Raw genomic sequence first — 17,095 nt, forward strand, 5'->3', positions numbered from 1 at the left:
GCCTCCTCGTTACCTCACATAGCGAGACCGCATATTGACATGCGCGACAGGGTCGGTCAAGGTTCGCCCTATGGCGGCTGTTGACTTTCCTTCTTCCCAGCACTTCATCGACGGCGAGTGGGTCGCGGCCCGCGACGGCGGCACGCTGGACGTCCTCGATCCGGCCACCCGGCAGGTGATCACCCAGGTGGCCCGGGCGGGCGGCGCCGATGTCGACAACGCGGTCGCCGCGGCGCGCCGCGCGTTCCCCGACTGGGCGGCGACCAACCCCAGCGAGCGCGGGGCGCTGATCCGGCGCTGGGCCGACCTGATCATCACCGAGGTCGAGGCGCTCGCGGCCGTCGAGGCCCAGGACGTGGGCAAGCCACTGTCCGGCGGCCGGACGAACATCTACATCGCCCACGGCATCATCGACTACTTCGCCGGCGCGGCCGACAAGCTCACCGGAGTCACGCTGCCCACCCGCAGCCCCGACTACCTGGGCTACACGGTTCCCGAGCCGTACGGCGTGTGCGCCGTCGTCATCCCGTGGAACGTTCCCGCCGTGCTCACCGCCGCGAACGTCGCGCCGGCGCTCGCCGCGGGCAACACGGTCGTCCTCAAGCCGTCCGAGATCGCGCCGCTGGCGCCGTTCGCACTCGCCGAACTCGCCCGCCGCGCCGGCTTCCCGCCGGGGGTGGTCAACGTCGTCGCGGGCCTCGGCCCGGAGGCGGGCGTGGCGCTCACCTCGCACCCGGACGTCGACCACATCAGCTTCGTCGGCTCCACCGCCACCGGGCGGGCGATCATGGCGGCCGCCGCACAGAACCTCGTCCCGGTGAAGCTGGAACTCGGCGGCAAGTCGCCGAACGTGCTCTTCGCCGACGCCGATCTCGACACGGCGATCCCGGCGATCGTCGCCTCGATCACCGAGAACGCGGGGCAGAACTGCTACGCCGGTTCCCGGCTGCTCGTTCAGGCCTCGGTGCACGACGAGGTCGTGGAGCGGGTCGCCGCCGCCATGGCCGCCGTCAAGACCGGGCCCTGGGAAGCCGACCTGGACATGGGTCCGCTGGTCAGTGCCGCGCAGTTCGCCCGCGTCAGCGGCTTCCTCAAGGACGCACGGCGCGAGGGCGCGCGGCTGGTCACCGGTGGCGCACCCACCGGCGACGGGTGGTTCGTCCGGCCGACCGTCTACGACCGGGTGGACGCGGACATGCGCGTCGCCCGCGAGGAGATCTTCGGCCCGGTCCTCGCCGTACAGTCCTTCCGCGACACCGCCGAGGCGACCGAGCAGATGAACGCCACCGACTTCGGCCTGCTGGCCTGCATCTGGACCAACGACGTCTCCCGGGCCCTGCGGCTGGCGAAGGACGTCCGCTCCGGGCAGGTGGCGGTCAACCAGTTCCACGACGCCGGAGTGATCGGCTTCCCGTTCAACATGCAGAAGGACAGCGGCTTCAGCCGGGGCGGCGGATACACGGCGCTGCGCGAATACACCCAGGAGAAGGGCGTGGCCATCCGGCTGCTGGCCCGCTGAGACAGGACACCATGGGTACCACCGTCGGAGCGTGGCCGGGGCCGGCCCGGGAAGGACCTGGGCCGGACGCCGAGCCCGCCGTGCTGGAGCGGGAACTGGCCGAGGCCGTGCTCGCCGGCGCCGAGTGCCCGGACGTGCTCCGCGCGCTCCGGCGGGCGAGCGGCCGGCATGTGCGGCTGCTGTCCGCCGAAGGCGTGCCGCTTGCGGCCACGGACGGCGGTGCGGGAGTGCCGGTTGCCGTGGCGGACGGCGTGCTCGCCGACCTGGCCGGACCGGTGGTCGACACGCTCGACGGGCTGCGGGCCACGGCGCTGCCCGTACGTGCGGGGACGACGGTGGCCGGTGTGCTGCTGACCATGGGTCCCGATGACCCGCGCGTGCGGGCGCTGGCCCGTGCCGCCGTCACCGCGCTGCTCATCGACGCCGTGCGCGCCGGGGACGACTCGGCCGAGGTCCCGGCGCGGCACACACCGGCCGACGTCGTCGCCGCGCTGCGGTCCGGGACGGTGAGCCGCTCGGTGTACGCGGCGGCCGCAGGACTGGGGATCGATCCGCAGCGACCGCCGGCCGGTGCCGTGCTGCACTACACCGGCTCCCGCCCGCGCGCCTGGTCCACCGCCCTCTCCTGGCTGGAGCACCCGGTGCAGCAGGAGGGGCGCACGGCGTGGACGGTGGCGCCGGACGAGGCCGTGCTCGTCCGCCTGCAAAGCCGCCTGCGCCTCATGACCGGCGACGAGTCCACTGACCACGTCGTCGCGGTGAGTGGCTCCCACCCCGACTCGCTCAACGGCCTGGCCCGTTCCTTCGCCGAGGCCGAAAGGCTGCTCGGCCTGGCCCGGGCCCGGCACGTCACGCTGCTCACCTTCGAGAGCTGTGGGGTCGTCCAGGTACTGTTGCCCCTCCCACGCGCGCGGCTCGAGGCGTACGCCGAGACGCACCTCGGGCCGATCCGGCAGCGACCGGAGCTGATGGCGACTCTGCGTGCCTGGCTGGCCGAGAGGGGCAGCCGGCAGAGCGTCTCCGAACTACTCCATCTGCACCGCAACTCGGTGGGCTACCGGGTGGGTCAGATCAAGAACCTCCTCGGCACGGACCCCCTGCTTCCCGCCGCCTCGGCGGAGCTGCATCTGGCGCTCACGGCCCTGGACCTGCTCGCCGCCGACGACCGGCAGGTGCGCGGCGACGACGAGCCGGTGTCGGCCGGACGCTGATCCGGCATTTCGCACTTCGCCGCGCCGCCGACCGATGCCGCGGCGCCTTCCCGTGCACCCGCTCGACCCTGCCGCGGCCTGGGCTGTCAGCCGCACGAACAGGCGACACGCCCGCGAAACCAAGATGTAGCACGGGGGCGTTGACAGCACCGGTCGGCGGAGGCAGAGTACCTCGCAATACGTTCCACCGCCTCGCAATGCGAGACGGAGAGGGTGAGGAGGCCGCCCGGTGCGAGCCATGGTGCAGACCGATTTCGGCGGTCCCGAGGCCGTGTTCCTGCAGGACGTCCCGGAGCCGGTGTGCGGACCGCGCGACGTCGTCGTAGAGATCGCCTACTGCGGGCTGAACCGCCTGGACCTGATGCAACTCAAAGGTCCTGGCCTGATACCGGGCTTCCGCCTTCCCCACGTGCCGGGCATGGACTTCGCCGGAACGGTGGTGGCGACCGGATCCGCGGTCGGCTCGGTCGTCCCCGGCGACCGGGTCATCGCCGATCCCACCCAGGGCTGCGGCAGCTGCCCGCGCTGCGCGGTGGGCGACCGTGCGTACTGCGTCAGACCGCGCATCCTCGGCGGCAACGCCCCCGGCGCGCTGGCCGAATACGTCCTGGCGTCCGCGGAATCGGTCGTCCAGGTGCCCGAGTCCCTGCCGCTCGCCGCGGCCGTCACCCTGCCCACCGCCTTCGCGACGGCATGGCACGCGGTGCACACCGTCGGGTCACTCGCCGCCGGTGAGACCCTCGTCGTGCACGCGGGCGCCAGCGCCGTCAGCCTGGCGGCCATCGCACTGGCCAAGCGGGCCGGTGCCTCGGTCGTCGCCCTGGCCGGCAGCGACGCGAAGCGGGCCGCGGCCCGCGCGGCAGGCGCGGACCTGGTGCTGCCCAACCAGGACCCGGACTCGGTGAAAACGGTGTCGGTCTTCACCGACGGCGCGGGGGCGGACCTGGTCCTGGACCACGTGGGCACCGACACCTGGCGTACCTCGCTGGACTGCCTCGGCATCCGGGGGCGTCTGCTGCTGATGGGCAACACCAGCGGCGACCAGGTGTCGTTCTCGCTCCAAGAGGTCTTCCACCGCGGACTGAAACTGCTGGGTACCGGCGGCTACAGCTCGGCCGACTTCGTCGCCGCCACGTCGGCCTGCTTCGCCGACGGCCTGCACCTGCCCACCGCCGCCCGGTTCCCGCTGGAGGATCTGGCCGATGCCTGGGACGTGCTCGCCGCCCGCGACACCATCGGCAAGGTCGTGATCGAGCCATGACCGACCTTCTGATCGTGGGCGGCGACGTCGTCACGATGGACTCCGCCCGGCGGGTCCTCACCCGGGCGACGGTCGCCGTGTCCGGGAACAGCATCGCCGCGCTCGGCACGGCCGAGGATCTGCGCGCCCGCTTCCCGGGTGCGCGGGAGATCGACGCGTCGGGCTGTGTCGTGATCCCGGGTCTGGTCGACGCCCACCAGCACACGACCGTCGACCCCCTCGTGCGCAGCATGATCCCGGACCACATCGGCTCGCAGGAGTCGATATTCGACTGGATCGTCCCGCTGCACGCCCACGCCGACGGTGACGACGACGAACTGGCCGCGACCATCACCGCCGTGGAGTGCCTGTCCCGGGGCATCACCACGGTGCTGGAGCCGGGCACAGTGGCCTACCCGGAACGAGTGGCGGCGGGACTGGGCGCCGCGGGTGTCCGCGCGCGGGTCGGCGGCTGGGGCTGGGACGCCAAGGACGTGCCGTTCGGCGCGCCCGCCGACGAGGTGCTCGCCCGGCAGGAGGACATCGTCCGGTCCCTGCCGGCCACCGGTCCCATCACCGGGTGGGTGACGCTCGTCGGCCATGACCTCGCGAGCGACGAGCTCTTCACCGGAGCGGTGAGCCTGGCCGAGCGGCTCGATGTCCAACTGACCTGGCACGTCTCGCCGGGACCCGCCGACATCGAGGCGTACGCGCTGCGCTGCGGGCGCCGGCCGGTGGTCCACTTCCGCGAGCTGGGAGTACTCGGACCGCGCCTGCTGCTGGGGCACGCCGTGTGGCTCGACGACGCGGAGGTCGACGCGATCCTCGAGACCGGTACCGCGGTCGCCGCCTGCCCCGGGGCATATCTGCGTCTCGCCCAGGGGTACACACGCGCCTCCCGCCACGCCGAACTGGTGCGGCGGGGCGGCCGGGTCGCACTGGGCTGCGACGCGCACAACGCCGGCGACGCCCCGGACGTCCTCCTGGCGGCCTATCTGTTCGCCGGCCTGGAACGCGACCGCGACCTGCCCGACCCGGTCCGTGCCGAGCAGGCGTTCGCCCTCGCGACGATCGACGGCGCCCGGGCGATCGGTCTCGGCGAACGGATCGGCTCCCTCGAAGTGGGCAAGGCGGCCGACATCGTCGTGCTCGATACCCGCGACCCCGCCTGGATGCCCCGGGGAGACCTCGCCCGCCAGCTCGTGTGGGGCCATGTGTCGCGCACCGTCCGTGACGTGCTGGTCGACGGCCGCGTGGTCGTCCGCGACCGGCGCCCGACCGGCGTCGATCTCGCGGCCCTCGCCGCGGCTGCCGCCGAGCGATCCGCCGCCCTGCTGCGGCGCGCCGGCATCACGCCCCGCTCCGCCTGGCCGGCGGAGCCGGCGGCCCGCCAGTAAGGAGACCCGTCGTTGAACGTCCTCGACACATCTGAGTCGCCGCCGGCGAAGAAGCGGCGTCTGCTGCCGCACCCGGCAGTACCGCGGCCGATCGCGATGATCACCACGCTCGTCCCGGGCGGTCACGACCGCCGGACGGCTTTCCCGTGTACCTCCTGCGCCGGACTCGACCGGGCCGTCCGCCCTGCCGACTGATCGCCACCCCCACGTCACTCCCACCGCCCCGCCGGGGCGGTGCCACCCAGCGAACGGAACCACGCACATGACTGCAAAAAGCACGTTCTGGCGTCCTCGGGCCGCGGCCGGCCTCGCCCTCGCGGGAGCCCTCGCGCTCTCCGGCTGTGCCGGCAACGCGGCGACGGCCCCCAAGGCGACCGGCTCGGCGAGCGCCGGCAACGACTCCAGCCTCAAGGAGCCGGACGTCAACGGCGACGGCAAGGTCGTCATAGGTGTCCTCAGCCCCGGCGACATCAACGACCACGGCTACTACCAGAGCTTCGTCGACTCGGCGGACGCCTTCGCCAAGGAGAAGGGCTGGACGATCGTCAAGCGCGGCAGCGTGCCCCCGAGCGACGCACTCACCGCGGCACGGGCGCTGTGCCAGCAGCACGTCGACATGGTCGCGCTCGCCGCGAGTGAGCTCAAGACCGCCGTCCCCGCCGCCGAGGACCCGGTCTGCGGCAAGACCGCCTGGTACATGCCGGGGCAGGCGGGTTCCGCCCCGATCCCGCGGGTTCTGCTGTCCACCGACGACCCCAATCAAAGTATGTTCGCCGCCGGCTACGCCGCGGGCTTGAAGATGAAGGCAGCCGGCTACACCAAGGCCGGGTTCATCACCGGCACCAAGGCCGACTTCAGTGTCGCCGCCGCCAAGGCCTTCCTGGCCGGGATCCGTGAGGTCGTCCCGAAGGCCACCCTGACGAGCACCTACACCGGCGACTTCAACGACTCGGCGAAGGCCAAGGAAGCCACCCAGGCGCAGATCAGCCAGGGCGCCAAGGTCATCTACCCCTACCTCGGCGGCGCGACCGACGCCGCGGCGCAGTTGGCGAACGCGGGCGGCGCGCTGACCCTCACCCCGGGCACCGACCGGTGCGACTCGGCCGGCCCGAAGTTCGACATCTCCGTGATCTTCGACCCGGGTGACTACTTCCGCGCCGCGCTGGAGGAGTTCGCCAAGGACAACCTGAAGATGGGCACCGTGCGCGAGTGGCAGCTGGGCGCCGATCCCTACCCGACCGTCAAGATCTGCAAGGGCCAGGGCGACGAGAACCAGAAGCTCGCGCAGTTCATGAAGAAGATCGGCGACAAGGAGATCGACGCGGCGGCCGAGGTCAAGCGCCTCGGCTGACGTGCCGATACCGACGAGGAAGATCAGCGATGACATCGACGACCTCAGCGGTTCCGATCCTTGAACTGCGCGGCATCACGAAGTCCTACGGATCAGTCACGGCCTGCAACGGCGTGGACCTCAGGGTCGACGCCGGCGAGATCCACGGACTCCTGGGGGAGAACGGGGCGGGCAAGTCCAGCCTCATGAAGGTCCTGCTGGGGCTGGTCCGGCGCGATGCCGGCACCGTCCTGGTGCGCGGCGAGGAGGTCGCGCTGGACAGCCCGCAGGAAGCGGCCGAGCTGGGCATCGGCATGGTGCACCAGCATTTCAGCCTCATCAACGGGCTGACCGTGTGGGAGAACGTGGCGCTCGGCGACACCGGCAAGGTGAACAAGCAGGCCATCTGTGCCGACATCGCCGAGGTCTGCGCACGATACGGGCTGCCGATCGACCCTGAGGCGCGCGTCGACGCACTCTCGGCGGGTGAGCGGCAGCGCGTCGAGTTGGTCAAGTGCCTGCGGCGCAACCCTCGGATCCTGGTCCTGGACGAGCCCACCTCGGTGCTGACCCAGGCGGAGTCGGAGGAGTTGTTCGCCGTGCTCGGCCGGGTGGTGCAGGAGGAGGGACGCGCTGTCATCCTCATCAGCCACAAGCTCGCCGAGATCGCCCGGGCCACGGACCGGGTGACGGTCCTGCGCAAAGGCGGTGTCGTCTTCCGGGTGGTCACGGCCGAGACCACGCCGCAGGTACTCGCTCAGCAGATGGTGGGCCGTGCCGTGTCGCTGGGTGAGGAGGGGGCAGCCCTCGGCATGCTGCCGGTGCAGAAGGCACGCACCGGCGGGGACGGGGCCCGCGACCAGCGGCAGCCCGTCCTGCGCCTCGCCGGACTCACCGTCGAGCAAGGCGGGGTCAGGATTCTCGAAGACGTCGATCTCACCGTGGGCTCGGGCGAGATCGTCGCCCTCTACGGCGTCGAGGGCAGCGGCCAGGCGATGCTCGGAAACGTCCTCGCCGGGCTGATCCCGCCGACCGCCGGCACCATCGAGGTCGCCGGGAGCAGCGTCGACGTGACCCGCCCCGGCGCGCTCGGGAAGGCCGGTCTCGGCATCGTGCCGGAGGACCGGCACCAAAGCGGCGTCGTCCTCGACATGAGCGTCGCCGAGAACCTGACGATGAAGTCGCTCGACAAGGTCGGCGGCCGGTTCCTGTTGCGGCGGCGGGCGATGCTCGCCGAGGCCCGCCGCCTCGCGGACGAGTTCAGCATCGTCACACCGTCGCTGGACGCGCCCGTGCGCAGCCTGTCCGGCGGCAACCAGCAGCGGGTCGTACTCGCCCGGGAACTGTCCGGTGACACGCGCGTCCTGGTGGCCGCGCAGCCCACCCACGGGCTGGACGTCGGTGCCATCGAGGACATGTATGCCCGACTGCGCAAGGCGGCCGCCGAAGGCGTCGGAGTGCTGCTCATCTCCACCGAACTCGAGGAAGTCATGGCCCTTGCAACCTGGATCGCGGTGATCTCTTCCGGACGGATCACCGGATCACTCCCTGTCTCGGAGGCGACCTCTGAGCGGCTCGGCATGCTGGTCGGCGGTGAGGCCGCATGAGTGCCGCCCCCCTGACGGATCCGGACGACCTCGGCCGACGCTTCCTCGCCCGGCTCCGGCCGGGGCGCCGCGGCTGGCTGACAGCGGGCCTCACACTCCTGCTCGTCGCTGTCGCCGGGGCCGCGTCCGCGCTGCTGCTCATGGCGACCGGTGCCTCGCCGAGCGCTTCGCTGGACGCGATATGGACCGGGTCTCTGGCCGGCACCACGGGATGGACGACGACGCTGCTCAACGCGGCGCCGCTGCTGCTGGTCGCGCTCGGTGCGTGCATCTGCGCGTCAGCCGGCACGTTCAACATCGGCCAGGAGGGGCAGGTGCTCATCGGCGGCCTGGCCGGAGCCTGGGTCGGGCTGCGGCTGGCCATGCCGGGCCCGATGCTGGTCGTCGTCGTGCTGATCGCCGCCGCGGTCGGCGGTGGCGCCTGGGCCGCGCTCAGCGCTCTGATGCTTCGCTTCCGCGGCGTCAACGTCCCGGTGAGCACCCTGCTGATGACGTTCCTCGCCATCCAGCTCGTCACGTTCGCGGTCAGCACGCCGTGGGGTCTGCAGGAGAGCGTGCAGAACTCCTCGGGAATCGCCGACGCCCAGTCGAACCCCCTGCCGGCGAACGCCCAGCTCGCGAGCTTCGGGCAGTACCCGTCGCTCCAGCTGAACACCGGCCTGTTCATCGCGCTCGTCGCCGCGGTCGGCGTCGCCCTCGTCCTGAGTCGCAGCCGGTGGGGCTTTCGGGTGCGCATGGTCGGACTGAATCCGCTGACGGCCAGGCACACCGGTATCCGGGTGGCCGCCCTCGGCGGCTTCACCCTGGCGTTGTCAGGCGCTTTCGCAGGGCTGGCGGGAGGACTGCTGCTGGCGAGCCCGATCGGCACCAACCGGCTGCAGGCCGGGCTCTCGGACAACGTCGGCTGGGACGGCCTGCTCGTCGCGCTCGTCGCGCGGAACCGGCCCCTGGTCGCGATCCCGGTGTCGTTCGTGTTCGCCGTGCTGCGTGCGGGCGGAGACTTCCTCGCGGCCACCGGCGTGCCGTACTACCTCGTCGACATCGTCAAGGCGTTGCTGGTCCTCGCGTTCGTCGCGCCGCCCTTCCTCGTCGACCTCTTCCGCAGGCGCCGCGGTGCCAAGCCGTCGACGGCGCCCCCCGTGTCCGTCGTCCCGACCAAGGTGAGGGCAGCCGCGTGAGCGTTCTGGACAGCACCACGACCATCCTCGCGAGCGGTGTCCGGCTGACCGTGCCGCTGGCGTTCGTCGCCTGCGGTGAGTACCTGGCCGAGCGCGCCGGCACGATGAACATCTCCGTCGAGGCGATGATGCTCGGCGCCGCGTTCACCTCCGTCGCCACCGCCAGCGCGACCGGCAGCGCCACGACCGGCCTCGCGGTCGGCGTCGTGACCGGACTCGTCATCGGCTTCGTGCACGGCAACCTCTCCCACCGTGCCCAGATCAACACCTTCGTCATCGGCCTGGTGCTGAACGCGCTCGTGCTCGGGCTGACGAGCTACCTGATCACGACGGAGCAGTTCGCCTCGCACCAGGTCGGCATGCTGTCGATCCCGCTGTTGCAGGACATCCCGCTCATCGGCAAGCCGCTGTTCTCCGAACGCTGGCCCGCCTTCCTTCTGATCCTGCTGGTGCCACTCACCTGGTGGTTGGTGGAGCGCAGCCGCTGGGGCCTGGAACTGCGGGCGGTGGGGGAGAACCCGCAGGCCGCAGACGTCACGGGCATCAAGGTGAACCTGCGGCGCCGGCAGGCCCTGCTGTGGTGCGGCGCCATGGCCGGTCTCGGCGGCGCCTACCTCGCGGTCGGCGAGGTCGGATCGTTCAACCAGAACATGACCGCCGGGCGCGGATACATCGTCATCGCCGCGGTGATCTTCGGGGCGTGGCGGCTCGGCCGGACCATGCTCGGCTGCCTGGTCTTCGGCCTCTCCGACGCGATGCGCCTGGCGCTCCCGGCGCTCGGCGTCACCCTCAACGCCCAACTGCTCGTCGCGGCCCCGTACCTGCTCGCACTGCTCGCGATGCTGCTGTTCACCACCCAGCACCGGGAACCCGCCGCACTCGGACGGCCCTTCGTGCGCGGGTCGACCTGACGGTCTCCGCGCGCACGCGTTGTGTCCGCAGCACATCGACCCGCGGACGCGCCCAGACCTACGCTCGAAGAAATCACACCACTCACGATGGAGGTACCGTGGCCACCGGTCTTACCACGGCCCGCTGGACTCATGTCGCGCTGCCCACCGGCGATCTCGACAAGTCGATCGCGTTCTACACCTCGCTGACTCCTCTGGTCGTGGTCGAGCGGTTCAAGGACGCCGACGGCGAGAGCGTCTGGCTCTCCAACGACAAGCAGGTAGAGACGCCGTTCGTGCTCGTCCTGGTGTCGTTCAACAAGGACAAGGGCAACCAGCAGGGTCTGCTGCACCCGTTCGCGCACCTCGGCATCGAGGTGCCGGCACGCGAGGACGTCGACGCGCTCGCGGACCGGGCCCGCGAACTCGGGTGCCTGCACTGGGAGCCCAGGCAGATGCCCGATCCCATCGGCTACATCTGCGCTCTGAAGGATCCCGACGGCAACGTCGTCGAGATCTCCCACGACCAGCGGGTCTTCGACACCGTCCGCGAGAAGTGGGGTTCGCACTGAAAGACACCCGCGCCGCGGTCGAGGCGTACCTCGCGGCGCTGAACGCGCACGACGCCGACGCCGTGGCCGCCTGCGTGGCCGAGGACTTCGTCAACGAACACACGTCGTCGGCGGGAATCAGCCGCAGGGGCCGCGCCGAGTACCGCGCGGCGCTGACCGGGTTCCTCGAGGACTTCGGGGAGCTGCACTACGCACCCGAGCGCTTCCTCGTCGACGGCGAGTCGGCCGCGGTGCCGTACGTCATGACGTTCCGGATGCGTTCGGCGGGTGACCGTCCCGTGCGCGTCCGCGGGGTCTTCCTGTTCACCGTCGCCGGTGGTCTCATCACGCGCCGCACGGACTACTGGGACAGCGGCGAGGTGCAGCGGCAGCTCGCCTGACGCCCCCGGCCGGCTGCCCGCGACCAGTACCTGAACACCCCGTCCGCCTCTCGTGCGGACGGGGTTCCGGCGTGTCGGCTTCCGGCCTGCGTTTCGCTCTGCATGATGCCGTCTCGTATTGCTTGACAGACTCTGTCTCGCATTGAAAGATGCCGTCATGCAAGTAGTGACGACACAGGCCGGTCTGGGCCGGATCGAGGACGGGGCTGTCGCCCTGTTGGACACTGCTTTTCCGCACGTCGGCGCGGTCCTCGAACAGGAGGGCTCGTTGCGGTCCCTGGAGTCCTGCGCGGTGCGCCGACGCCTCTCACTGGACGAGGCCACGCTCATCGCGCCCCTGGGCCGTCCCCGCGCGGTGTGGGGCGTCGGGCTCAACTACGTGTCGAAGGCGGCCCGGACCGGCCGGGGACTGCCCGAACAGCCGATCCTGTACCTGGCCGCGTCGTCCGCCGTGCCGGAACCCGGCGCGCGGGTGGTGATCCCGCAGGCCGTGACCGAACCCGACTACGAGGGGGAGATCGCGGTCGTCGTCGCCCGCCGGCTGCACCAGGCGTCCGAGTCGGAGGTCTGGCCCGCGATCGCCGGCATCACCGCGGCCAACGACATGACGGCGCGTGATGTCATGCGCGCCACGGGCACGCCCGCCCTCGCCAAGAGCTACCCGGGTTTCACGCCGCTCGGCCCTTCGCTCCGCACTCCCGACGACCTCGGCGACCGCGACGCGATCCGCCTACGGACCCGGGTCAACGGTGAACTCCTCCAGGACGACACGAGCGCCGGGATGATCTTCCCGGTCCCCGATCTGCTCAGCAGGCTGTCGTGGTTCACCGCGCTCGAACCCGGCGACGTCGTCCTCACCGGAACCCCGGCCGGCACCGGCCAGGACCGTGCGTGCTTCCTCGCCGACGGCGACGAGATACGCGTCGAGGTGGACGGCGTGCTGCCCCTCGTCACCCGCGTGGCGCGTCCCGCGTGACGCCTCACCGCGCGACCACCCCGTAGACCAAGCCGGTCAGCCGACCGTCCCTCACCCCCTGGGAGCCCATAGCGATGTCCAACTCGTCCGAGTCGTCCTACGACCTCGTCCTGGCCGGCGGTACCGTCATCGACCCGGCGTCGGGCACCAACGCCCGGCTCGACGTGGCGGTCACCGGTGACCGCATCGCCGCGATAGGGGAGGGGCTGGCGGCCGGCGCGGCCCGCACGATCGACGTCACCGGCTCCACCGTGCTGCCGGGCCTCGTCGAGGGCCACACCCACATCTTCCAGTACGTCTCCGCCGTCGGCGCCCCGGCCGAGGAGGCCCACCTGCGCCGCGGCGTCGTCGCGGCGGCCGACGCCGGCACGGCCGGCGCCTCCACCTTCGCGGCCTTCCGCAAGCTGGTGGTCGAGGCGAACCCGCTGCGCATCGTCAACTTCCTCAACGTCTCGGTGCTCGGCCTGATCGACTTCCGGTTCGGCGAGCTGCTGAACCCCGACACCCTGGTCCCCGAGGACGCGCTCGCGACCGCCGAGGCCCACCCCGACATCGTGCGCGGATTCAAGATCCGCCTCTCCGAGGACGTCGTCGGCGAGAACTGGGAGCCGTTGCTGAAGAAGTCCGTGGCGCTGGCCGAACAGGCCGGTCTCCCGCTGATGCTGCACATCGGCGAGACCGCGGAGCCGCTGCCCGTCGTCCTCGACTACCTGCGCCCCGGCGACATCGTGGCGCACTGCTACACCGGCAAGCCGCACGGGATCCTAGACGGCGACCGCGTGCAGCCCGCCGTCACCGAGGCCCGGGAGCGCGGCGTGCTGTTCGACTCCGCCCACGGCAAGAGCAACCTCAGCTTCGAGGTGGCGCGCCGCGCCATCGCCGACGGATTCCTGCCCGACGTCCTCAGCTCCGACACCAGCGCGCGCAACTGGCGCGGCCCGGTGTTCGACCTGCTCACCAGCATCTCCAAGCTGGTCGCGCTCGGCGCGCCGCTCGAGGAGTGCATCAGGCGGGCCACCGTCGCGCCGGCCCGGCTGCTCGGGCTCGACACCGAGGGCTACGGGCGCCTGGAGGCCGGCGGGCGGGCCGACGTCACGGTCGTCGACTGGACCGACGAGGTCACCCTGCCCGACGCCGCGGGCAACACGATCGTCGCGCCGCGCCTGGAACCGACCGTGGTACTGCACGGCGGCACCGAGGTCGACATCGTGCCGTGGCGGGGCCTGCCGTCGGCCTGACACACCCACACATCCCGCCCGGGAGGATCCGATGACCGCTGGTGACGTCCATCTGCTGCGACGCCGGCTGCGTGCGGCCCTGACGGCCGGGGGACCCGCCGTCGGTACGTTCGTCAAGCTTGCGTCGCCCGACGTGGTGGAACTGGCCGAGGCGGCCGGGTTCGCGTTCGTGGTCGTCGACCTCGAACACTCCACCCTCTCCGAGCGGGACGCCGTCGACCTGGTGCGCCACGCGGACGTGTGCGGCCTGCCGGCCCTGGTGCGCGTGCCCGAGGTGGACACCGCCGCCGTCAACCGGCTGCTGGAGGCCGGGGCGGCGGGAATCCAGCTGTCCATGCTCACTTGCGTTGCCCAGGCCGAGGCACTCGTGGCGGCGACCCGGTTCGCGCCCGCCGGCCGCCGGTCGGTGAGCCTGGCCAACAGGGCCGCCCGGTTCGGTGCGGTCCCGCCGGCCGGATTCCTGCGAGCCGAGCAGGACGACCCGCCGGTGCTGGTCGGCCAGATCGAGACGGCACGGACGGATCCGCTGCCGGATCTCCTCGCCGCTCTCGACGTGTGCTTCGTCGGCAGCACCGACCTCGCGGTCGACCTGGGCCTGCCGGCGGACCCGGCGGTGCTGCGGGCCGCCGTGGACCGGGTGCGTGACGCCGCCCGTTCCGCCGGGGTGGTGTTCGGCGGCTGGGCGCCGGCCCGGGGCGCCGCGGCCGGCCTGGGTCTCGGCGACGTCGGCTACCTGGTCGTCGGCTCGGACCTGCAGATGTTGGCGGCCGGCCTGAGAGCGGCCGCCGGAGAGGAAAACCAGTGAGCACACGCAACGCAGCGCTGTTCAGCACCGTCGTCAACTGGGACGAGCTGCCGGTGACCCAGGTGCGGCCGGGGGTCCGCCGTCGCGTCTACGCGACGGACGAGGTGATGATCTGCCACCACGAGCTGGAGGCCGGCATGACGCTCAACCCGCACCGGCACGAGGACTTCGACCAGCTGGTCCATATCGCCGAGGGGCGTGCGAACTACTACGTGGACGGTGTCGCGCACGACATGCGCGCCGGATCGTTCCTGCTCGTTCCCCGCGGCAGCGAGCACTACGTGGAGCCGACGGAGACCCCCTGCGTGAACATCGATTTCTTCGTCCCGCCGCGGGCCGACCTGCTGCCCTGACCGACGTACGGGCTTGCCGCGTACGCGTCCGGCCCCCACGGGGATCCCGTGGGGGCCGGACGAACGTGCGGACACCGCGACTGCTCAGCCGCCGTTGGGTCCGTCGTCGGAGGTGCCCAGCCGCTGCGACAACGCGCGGGCGGTCTCCAGCAGTGCCTGGGCCATCGGCGACTTGACGTCGTCGGAGACGGTCGCCGTCGTGCCGACGATCGCCAGCGTTCCGCTGATCGTGTCGCCCTCGAAGATCGGTGCCGCGACCGTGCGGACCCCGTTGACGGTGGGGGAGTTGACCGACAGACCGTGCTGCCGGATGGCTTCGAGCTCCTCGGCGAGCTCCGACTTGCGGACCGCGCGCGGCAGCGTCGGTACCTGCTCCGGGGGCAGGAACGCGAGGAAGACGCGTCCCTGCGCCGAGGACGTGAGGTTCAGGCGCGAGCCGACCCGGACGCTGATGCGCACCATGTGGTCGGTGTTGTCCACCGAGCGCACCACGGTCGCCGACTCGCCGTCCCAGACCGACAGCACGATCGTCTCGTCGATGCGCCTGACCAGTTCCTCCATGTACGGCTCGGCGGCGGCGACGATCGGCAGGCCGGCACGGGCGGCCGTGGCGAGCGTGAGCACCTGGGGGCCGAGGGAGTACAGCGACGTACGTTCGTCGTACCGCAGCAGGTTCGCCGCCCGCAGTGCCTTCGTGTAGCGGTGCGCGGTCGCCTTGCTCGCCCCGAGACGCGCGGTGATCTCATTGAGGCTCATGTGCGGCTTGCCGACCGTGAACGAGCCGAGGATCAGCGCCGCACGCTGCACCGTCTGGATGGTCGGCGCTGTCCTGTCCGGGCCGTCCTGCTCGCCGGTGCCGCGCTGCGCCTTGGTGGGCATGGATTCCTCGCTCCTGTCCTGGTCGGTCATAAGACATTAAATGAAACGCCGTATCGAATAAAGTAATGGTAAGGCGGAGTGCAACCGGGCGTGAAGGGTTTCGAGGTTCTCACCCGTGCGCAGCTTCACGCATCGGAGGAGTGCCCCGGCGTGATCGAGCGTGCCGGGTCGAGCAGGGCGGCGATGTGGTTGACGGCCAGGGCCGCTTCGCCGAAGCCGATCGAGATGAGGCTGACCTTGCCGTCGTAGTCGGCGATGTCGCCGGCCGCGAAGACGCGCTCCCGACTGGTGCGCATCGTGGGGCCGACGAGGATGCGCCGACGGCGCAGCTCCAGCCCCCACTGCTCGATCGGGCCGAGATCGGCGATGAAGCCGAGCGCGGCCACGACCGACTGGGCGGGCAGGGTGATCCGGTCGCCGTCGGAGCTCGCGACCACGACCTCCGACATCGGCCCGTCACCGGAGATCTTCTCGACCTCGTAGGGCGTCAGGACCCGCACGGAGGACGCGTGCACCTGCTCGACGGTGCGTTCGTGGGCCCGGAACCGCGTACGCCGGTGCACCAGCGTCACCGACGAGGCGATCGGCTCCAGTGACAGCGCCCAGTCGAGCGCGGAGTCCCCGCCGCCGACCACGACGACGTCCTGTCCGGCGAGCTCGTTCAACCGCGGTACGAAGTACCGCAGCCCCCGGCCCAGGTACTCGGATCCCACGGGGAGCTCGCGGGGGATGAAGTTGCCGATCCCGCCGCAGACGAGCACCGCGCCCGCGGTGACCCGTGCACCGGCGTCGGTGGTCGCGACGATGCCCTCGCCCGTGTCGTCCAGCCCGGTCACCCCGTGCCCGAGCAGGTAGGCGGGGTTCCACCGCCCGGCCTGCTCGGCCAGCCGGTCCACCAGGTCCTGACCGCGGACGGCGGGGAAGCCGGCCACGTCGTAGATGGACTTCTCGGGGTACAGCGCGGCGATCTGGCCGCCCACTTCGGGCAGCGCGTCGGCGACCGCGACGCTCAGGCCGCGGAAGCCGGCGTAGTACGCGCCGTACAACCCCGTGGGGCCGGCGCCGATGATCAGCAGGTCGACGCAGACCTCGGGGCCGGTGCCCGTGGCCGGGAGGCCGGTCACGCGCCCACCTCCGGGTGGTCGTGGCCGGCCTTGCCGACCTTGCGTGCCCCGCCGGGCGAGCCGAGCGGTTCGATGCCGAGGGTGAAGAACTCGGCGTTGATGCGCTCGAACTGCTTGCTCTCCTCCGGCAGGTCCTCGTGGTGGAAGATCGAGATCTGCGGGCAGACGGGTTCGCAGCGCCCGCACTCGACACATTCGTCGGGCTGGATGTAGAGCATCCGGTCGCCCTCGTAGATGCAGTCGGCCGGGCACTCCTCCATGCACGACTTGTCCATGACGTCGATGCAGGCCTGCGTGATGACGTACGGCACGAGCTTGTTGCCCTTCACACGGTCGCACAGCATGCGAGACGGTGTATTTCAATGTGGAACAGGATGATGGCGGTGCCCGGCCGGG

At 71.3% G+C, this 17,095-nt stretch carries 17 protein-coding genes; 14 read left to right on the forward strand and 3 right to left on the reverse strand.

The genetic code is table 11. From position 1 onward, the window contains the following. Nucleotides 1-70 precede the first annotated feature (70 nt). The 14 genes from PV963_RS36600 (at nucleotide 71) to PV963_RS36665 (ending at nucleotide 14,696) form a co-directional block, all read left to right on the forward strand. Entirely contained in the window at nucleotides 71-1,519 is a 1,449-nt protein-coding gene (locus PV963_RS36600; protein WP_274820749.1) for an aldehyde dehydrogenase family protein, read from the forward strand. Nucleotides 1,520-1,530: 11 nt separating this feature from the next. After that, entirely contained in the window at nucleotides 1,531-2,730 is a 1,200-nt protein-coding gene (locus PV963_RS36605) for a PucR family transcriptional regulator (RefSeq protein ID WP_274820750.1), read from the forward strand. Between the two features lie 238 nt (nucleotides 2,731-2,968). After that, nucleotides 2,969-3,991 carry an alcohol dehydrogenase catalytic domain-containing protein gene (locus tag PV963_RS36610; protein WP_274820751.1) on the forward strand — a complete coding sequence of 341 codons (1,023 nt, stop codon included), beginning with the start codon at nucleotides 2,969-2,971 and terminating at the stop codon, nucleotides 3,989-3,991. Further along, nucleotides 3,988-5,367 carry an amidohydrolase family protein gene (locus tag PV963_RS36615; RefSeq protein WP_274820752.1) on the forward strand — a complete coding sequence of 460 codons (1,380 nt, stop codon included), beginning with the start codon at nucleotides 3,988-3,990 and terminating at the stop codon, nucleotides 5,365-5,367. The genes PV963_RS36610 and PV963_RS36615 overlap by 4 nt, the downstream gene beginning before the upstream one ends. Before the next feature lie 262 nt (nucleotides 5,368-5,629). Then, on the forward strand, nucleotides 5,630-6,718 hold the full coding sequence (locus PV963_RS36620) for a BMP family ABC transporter substrate-binding protein (RefSeq protein ID WP_274820753.1): 1,089 nt from the start codon (nucleotides 5,630-5,632) through the stop codon (nucleotides 6,716-6,718). 29 nt (nucleotides 6,719-6,747) lie between these two features. Then, nucleotides 6,748-8,304: an ABC transporter ATP-binding protein gene (locus PV963_RS36625; RefSeq protein WP_274820754.1), complete on the forward strand. Its 1,557-nt coding sequence runs from the start codon at nucleotides 6,748-6,750 to the stop codon at nucleotides 8,302-8,304. Next, the gene (locus tag PV963_RS36630; protein WP_274820755.1) at nucleotides 8,301-9,482 is read left to right on the forward strand and encodes an ABC transporter permease; all 1,182 of its coding nucleotides are present in this window, start codon (nucleotides 8,301-8,303) and stop codon (nucleotides 9,480-9,482) included. The genes PV963_RS36625 and PV963_RS36630 overlap by 4 nt, the downstream gene beginning before the upstream one ends. Continuing rightward, entirely contained in the window at nucleotides 9,479-10,393 is a 915-nt protein-coding gene (locus tag PV963_RS36635) for an ABC transporter permease (RefSeq protein WP_274820756.1), read from the forward strand. The genes PV963_RS36630 and PV963_RS36635 overlap by 4 nt, the downstream gene beginning before the upstream one ends. 98 nt (nucleotides 10,394-10,491) lie before the next feature. Continuing rightward, nucleotides 10,492-10,944 (forward strand): VOC family protein, encoded by a 453-nt coding sequence (locus PV963_RS36640; RefSeq protein ID WP_059422031.1) that lies wholly within the window; start codon nucleotides 10,492-10,494, stop codon nucleotides 10,942-10,944. Further along, on the forward strand, nucleotides 10,929-11,324 hold the full coding sequence (locus PV963_RS36645; RefSeq protein WP_274820757.1) for a nuclear transport factor 2 family protein: 396 nt from the start codon (nucleotides 10,929-10,931) through the stop codon (nucleotides 11,322-11,324). Before PV963_RS36640 ends, PV963_RS36645 begins: the two co-directional genes overlap by 16 nt. A 157-nt stretch (nucleotides 11,325-11,481) precedes the next feature. Next, the gene (locus PV963_RS36650) at nucleotides 11,482-12,300 is read left to right on the forward strand and encodes a fumarylacetoacetate hydrolase family protein (protein ID WP_274820758.1); all 819 of its coding nucleotides are present in this window, start codon (nucleotides 11,482-11,484) and stop codon (nucleotides 12,298-12,300) included. Nucleotides 12,301-12,374: 74 nt separating this feature from the next. Further along, entirely contained in the window at nucleotides 12,375-13,538 is a 1,164-nt protein-coding gene (locus tag PV963_RS36655) for an amidohydrolase family protein (protein ID WP_274820759.1), read from the forward strand. Nucleotides 13,539-13,569: 31 nt separating this feature from the next. Then, nucleotides 13,570-14,343 carry an HpcH/HpaI aldolase family protein gene (locus tag PV963_RS36660; protein WP_274820760.1) on the forward strand — a complete coding sequence of 258 codons (774 nt, stop codon included), beginning with the start codon at nucleotides 13,570-13,572 and terminating at the stop codon, nucleotides 14,341-14,343. Beyond that, a complete protein-coding gene (locus tag PV963_RS36665; protein WP_274820761.1) occupies nucleotides 14,340-14,696 on the forward strand; it encodes a cupin domain-containing protein in 357 nt (118 codons plus the stop codon). The genes PV963_RS36660 and PV963_RS36665 overlap by 4 nt, the downstream gene beginning before the upstream one ends. A gap of 84 nt (nucleotides 14,697-14,780) precedes the next feature. On the opposite strand, the gene PV963_RS36670 is transcribed toward PV963_RS36665, so the two are convergent. The 3 genes from PV963_RS36670 to fdxA form a co-directional block, all read right to left on the reverse strand. Beyond that, on the reverse strand, nucleotides 14,781-15,575 hold the full coding sequence (locus tag PV963_RS36670) for an IclR family transcriptional regulator (RefSeq protein ID WP_274820762.1): 795 nt from the start codon (nucleotides 15,573-15,575) through the stop codon (nucleotides 14,781-14,783). 125 nt (nucleotides 15,576-15,700) lie between these two features. Continuing rightward, nucleotides 15,701-16,699, reverse strand: a complete 999-nt coding sequence (locus PV963_RS36675) for an NAD(P)/FAD-dependent oxidoreductase (protein ID WP_274820763.1) — start codon at nucleotides 16,697-16,699, stop codon at nucleotides 15,701-15,703. Then, nucleotides 16,696-17,043: a ferredoxin gene (fdxA, locus tag PV963_RS36680; protein ID WP_425540977.1), complete on the reverse strand. Its 348-nt coding sequence runs from the start codon at nucleotides 17,041-17,043 to the stop codon at nucleotides 16,696-16,698. Before fdxA ends, PV963_RS36675 begins: the two co-directional genes overlap by 4 nt. Nucleotides 17,044-17,095: the final 52 nt, after the last annotated feature.

The organism is Streptomyces coeruleorubidus (assembly GCF_028885415.1).
Taxonomy (GTDB): Bacteria; Actinomycetota; Actinomycetes; order Streptomycetales; family Streptomycetaceae; genus Streptomyces; species Streptomyces coeruleorubidus_A.

Excerpts from the sequence above, each read along its gene's own strand:
- PV963_RS36625 (WP_274820754.1), top strand. The coding sequence starts at position 6,748 with ATGACATCGACGACCTCAGCGGTTCCGATCCTTGAACTGCGCGGCATC.
- PV963_RS36655 (WP_274820759.1), top strand. The coding sequence starts at position 12,375 with ATGTCCAACTCGTCCGAGTCGTCCTACGACCTCGTCCTGGCCGGCGGT.
- PV963_RS36610 (WP_274820751.1), top strand. The coding sequence starts at position 2,969 with ATGGTGCAGACCGATTTCGGCGGTCCCGAGGCCGTGTTCCTGCAGGAC.
- PV963_RS36605 (WP_274820750.1), top strand. The coding sequence starts at position 1,531 with ATGGGTACCACCGTCGGAGCGTGGCCGGGGCCGGCCCGGGAAGGACCT.
- fdxA (WP_425540977.1), bottom strand. The coding sequence starts at position 17,043 with ATGCTGTGCGACCGTGTGAAGGGCAACAAGCTCGTGCCGTACGTCATC.
- PV963_RS36650 (WP_274820758.1), top strand. The coding sequence starts at position 11,482 with ATGCAAGTAGTGACGACACAGGCCGGTCTGGGCCGGATCGAGGACGGG.
- PV963_RS36615 (WP_274820752.1), top strand. The coding sequence starts at position 3,988 with ATGACCGACCTTCTGATCGTGGGCGGCGACGTCGTCACGATGGACTCC.
- PV963_RS36630 (WP_274820755.1), top strand. The coding sequence starts at position 8,301 with ATGAGTGCCGCCCCCCTGACGGATCCGGACGACCTCGGCCGACGCTTC.
- PV963_RS36670 (WP_274820762.1), bottom strand. The coding sequence starts at position 15,575 with ATGCCCACCAAGGCGCAGCGCGGCACCGGCGAGCAGGACGGCCCGGAC.
- PV963_RS36620 (WP_274820753.1), top strand. The coding sequence starts at position 5,630 with ATGACTGCAAAAAGCACGTTCTGGCGTCCTCGGGCCGCGGCCGGCCTC.
- PV963_RS36600 (WP_274820749.1), top strand. The coding sequence starts at position 71 with ATGGCGGCTGTTGACTTTCCTTCTTCCCAGCACTTCATCGACGGCGAG.
- PV963_RS36660 (WP_274820760.1), top strand. The coding sequence starts at position 13,570 with ATGACCGCTGGTGACGTCCATCTGCTGCGACGCCGGCTGCGTGCGGCC.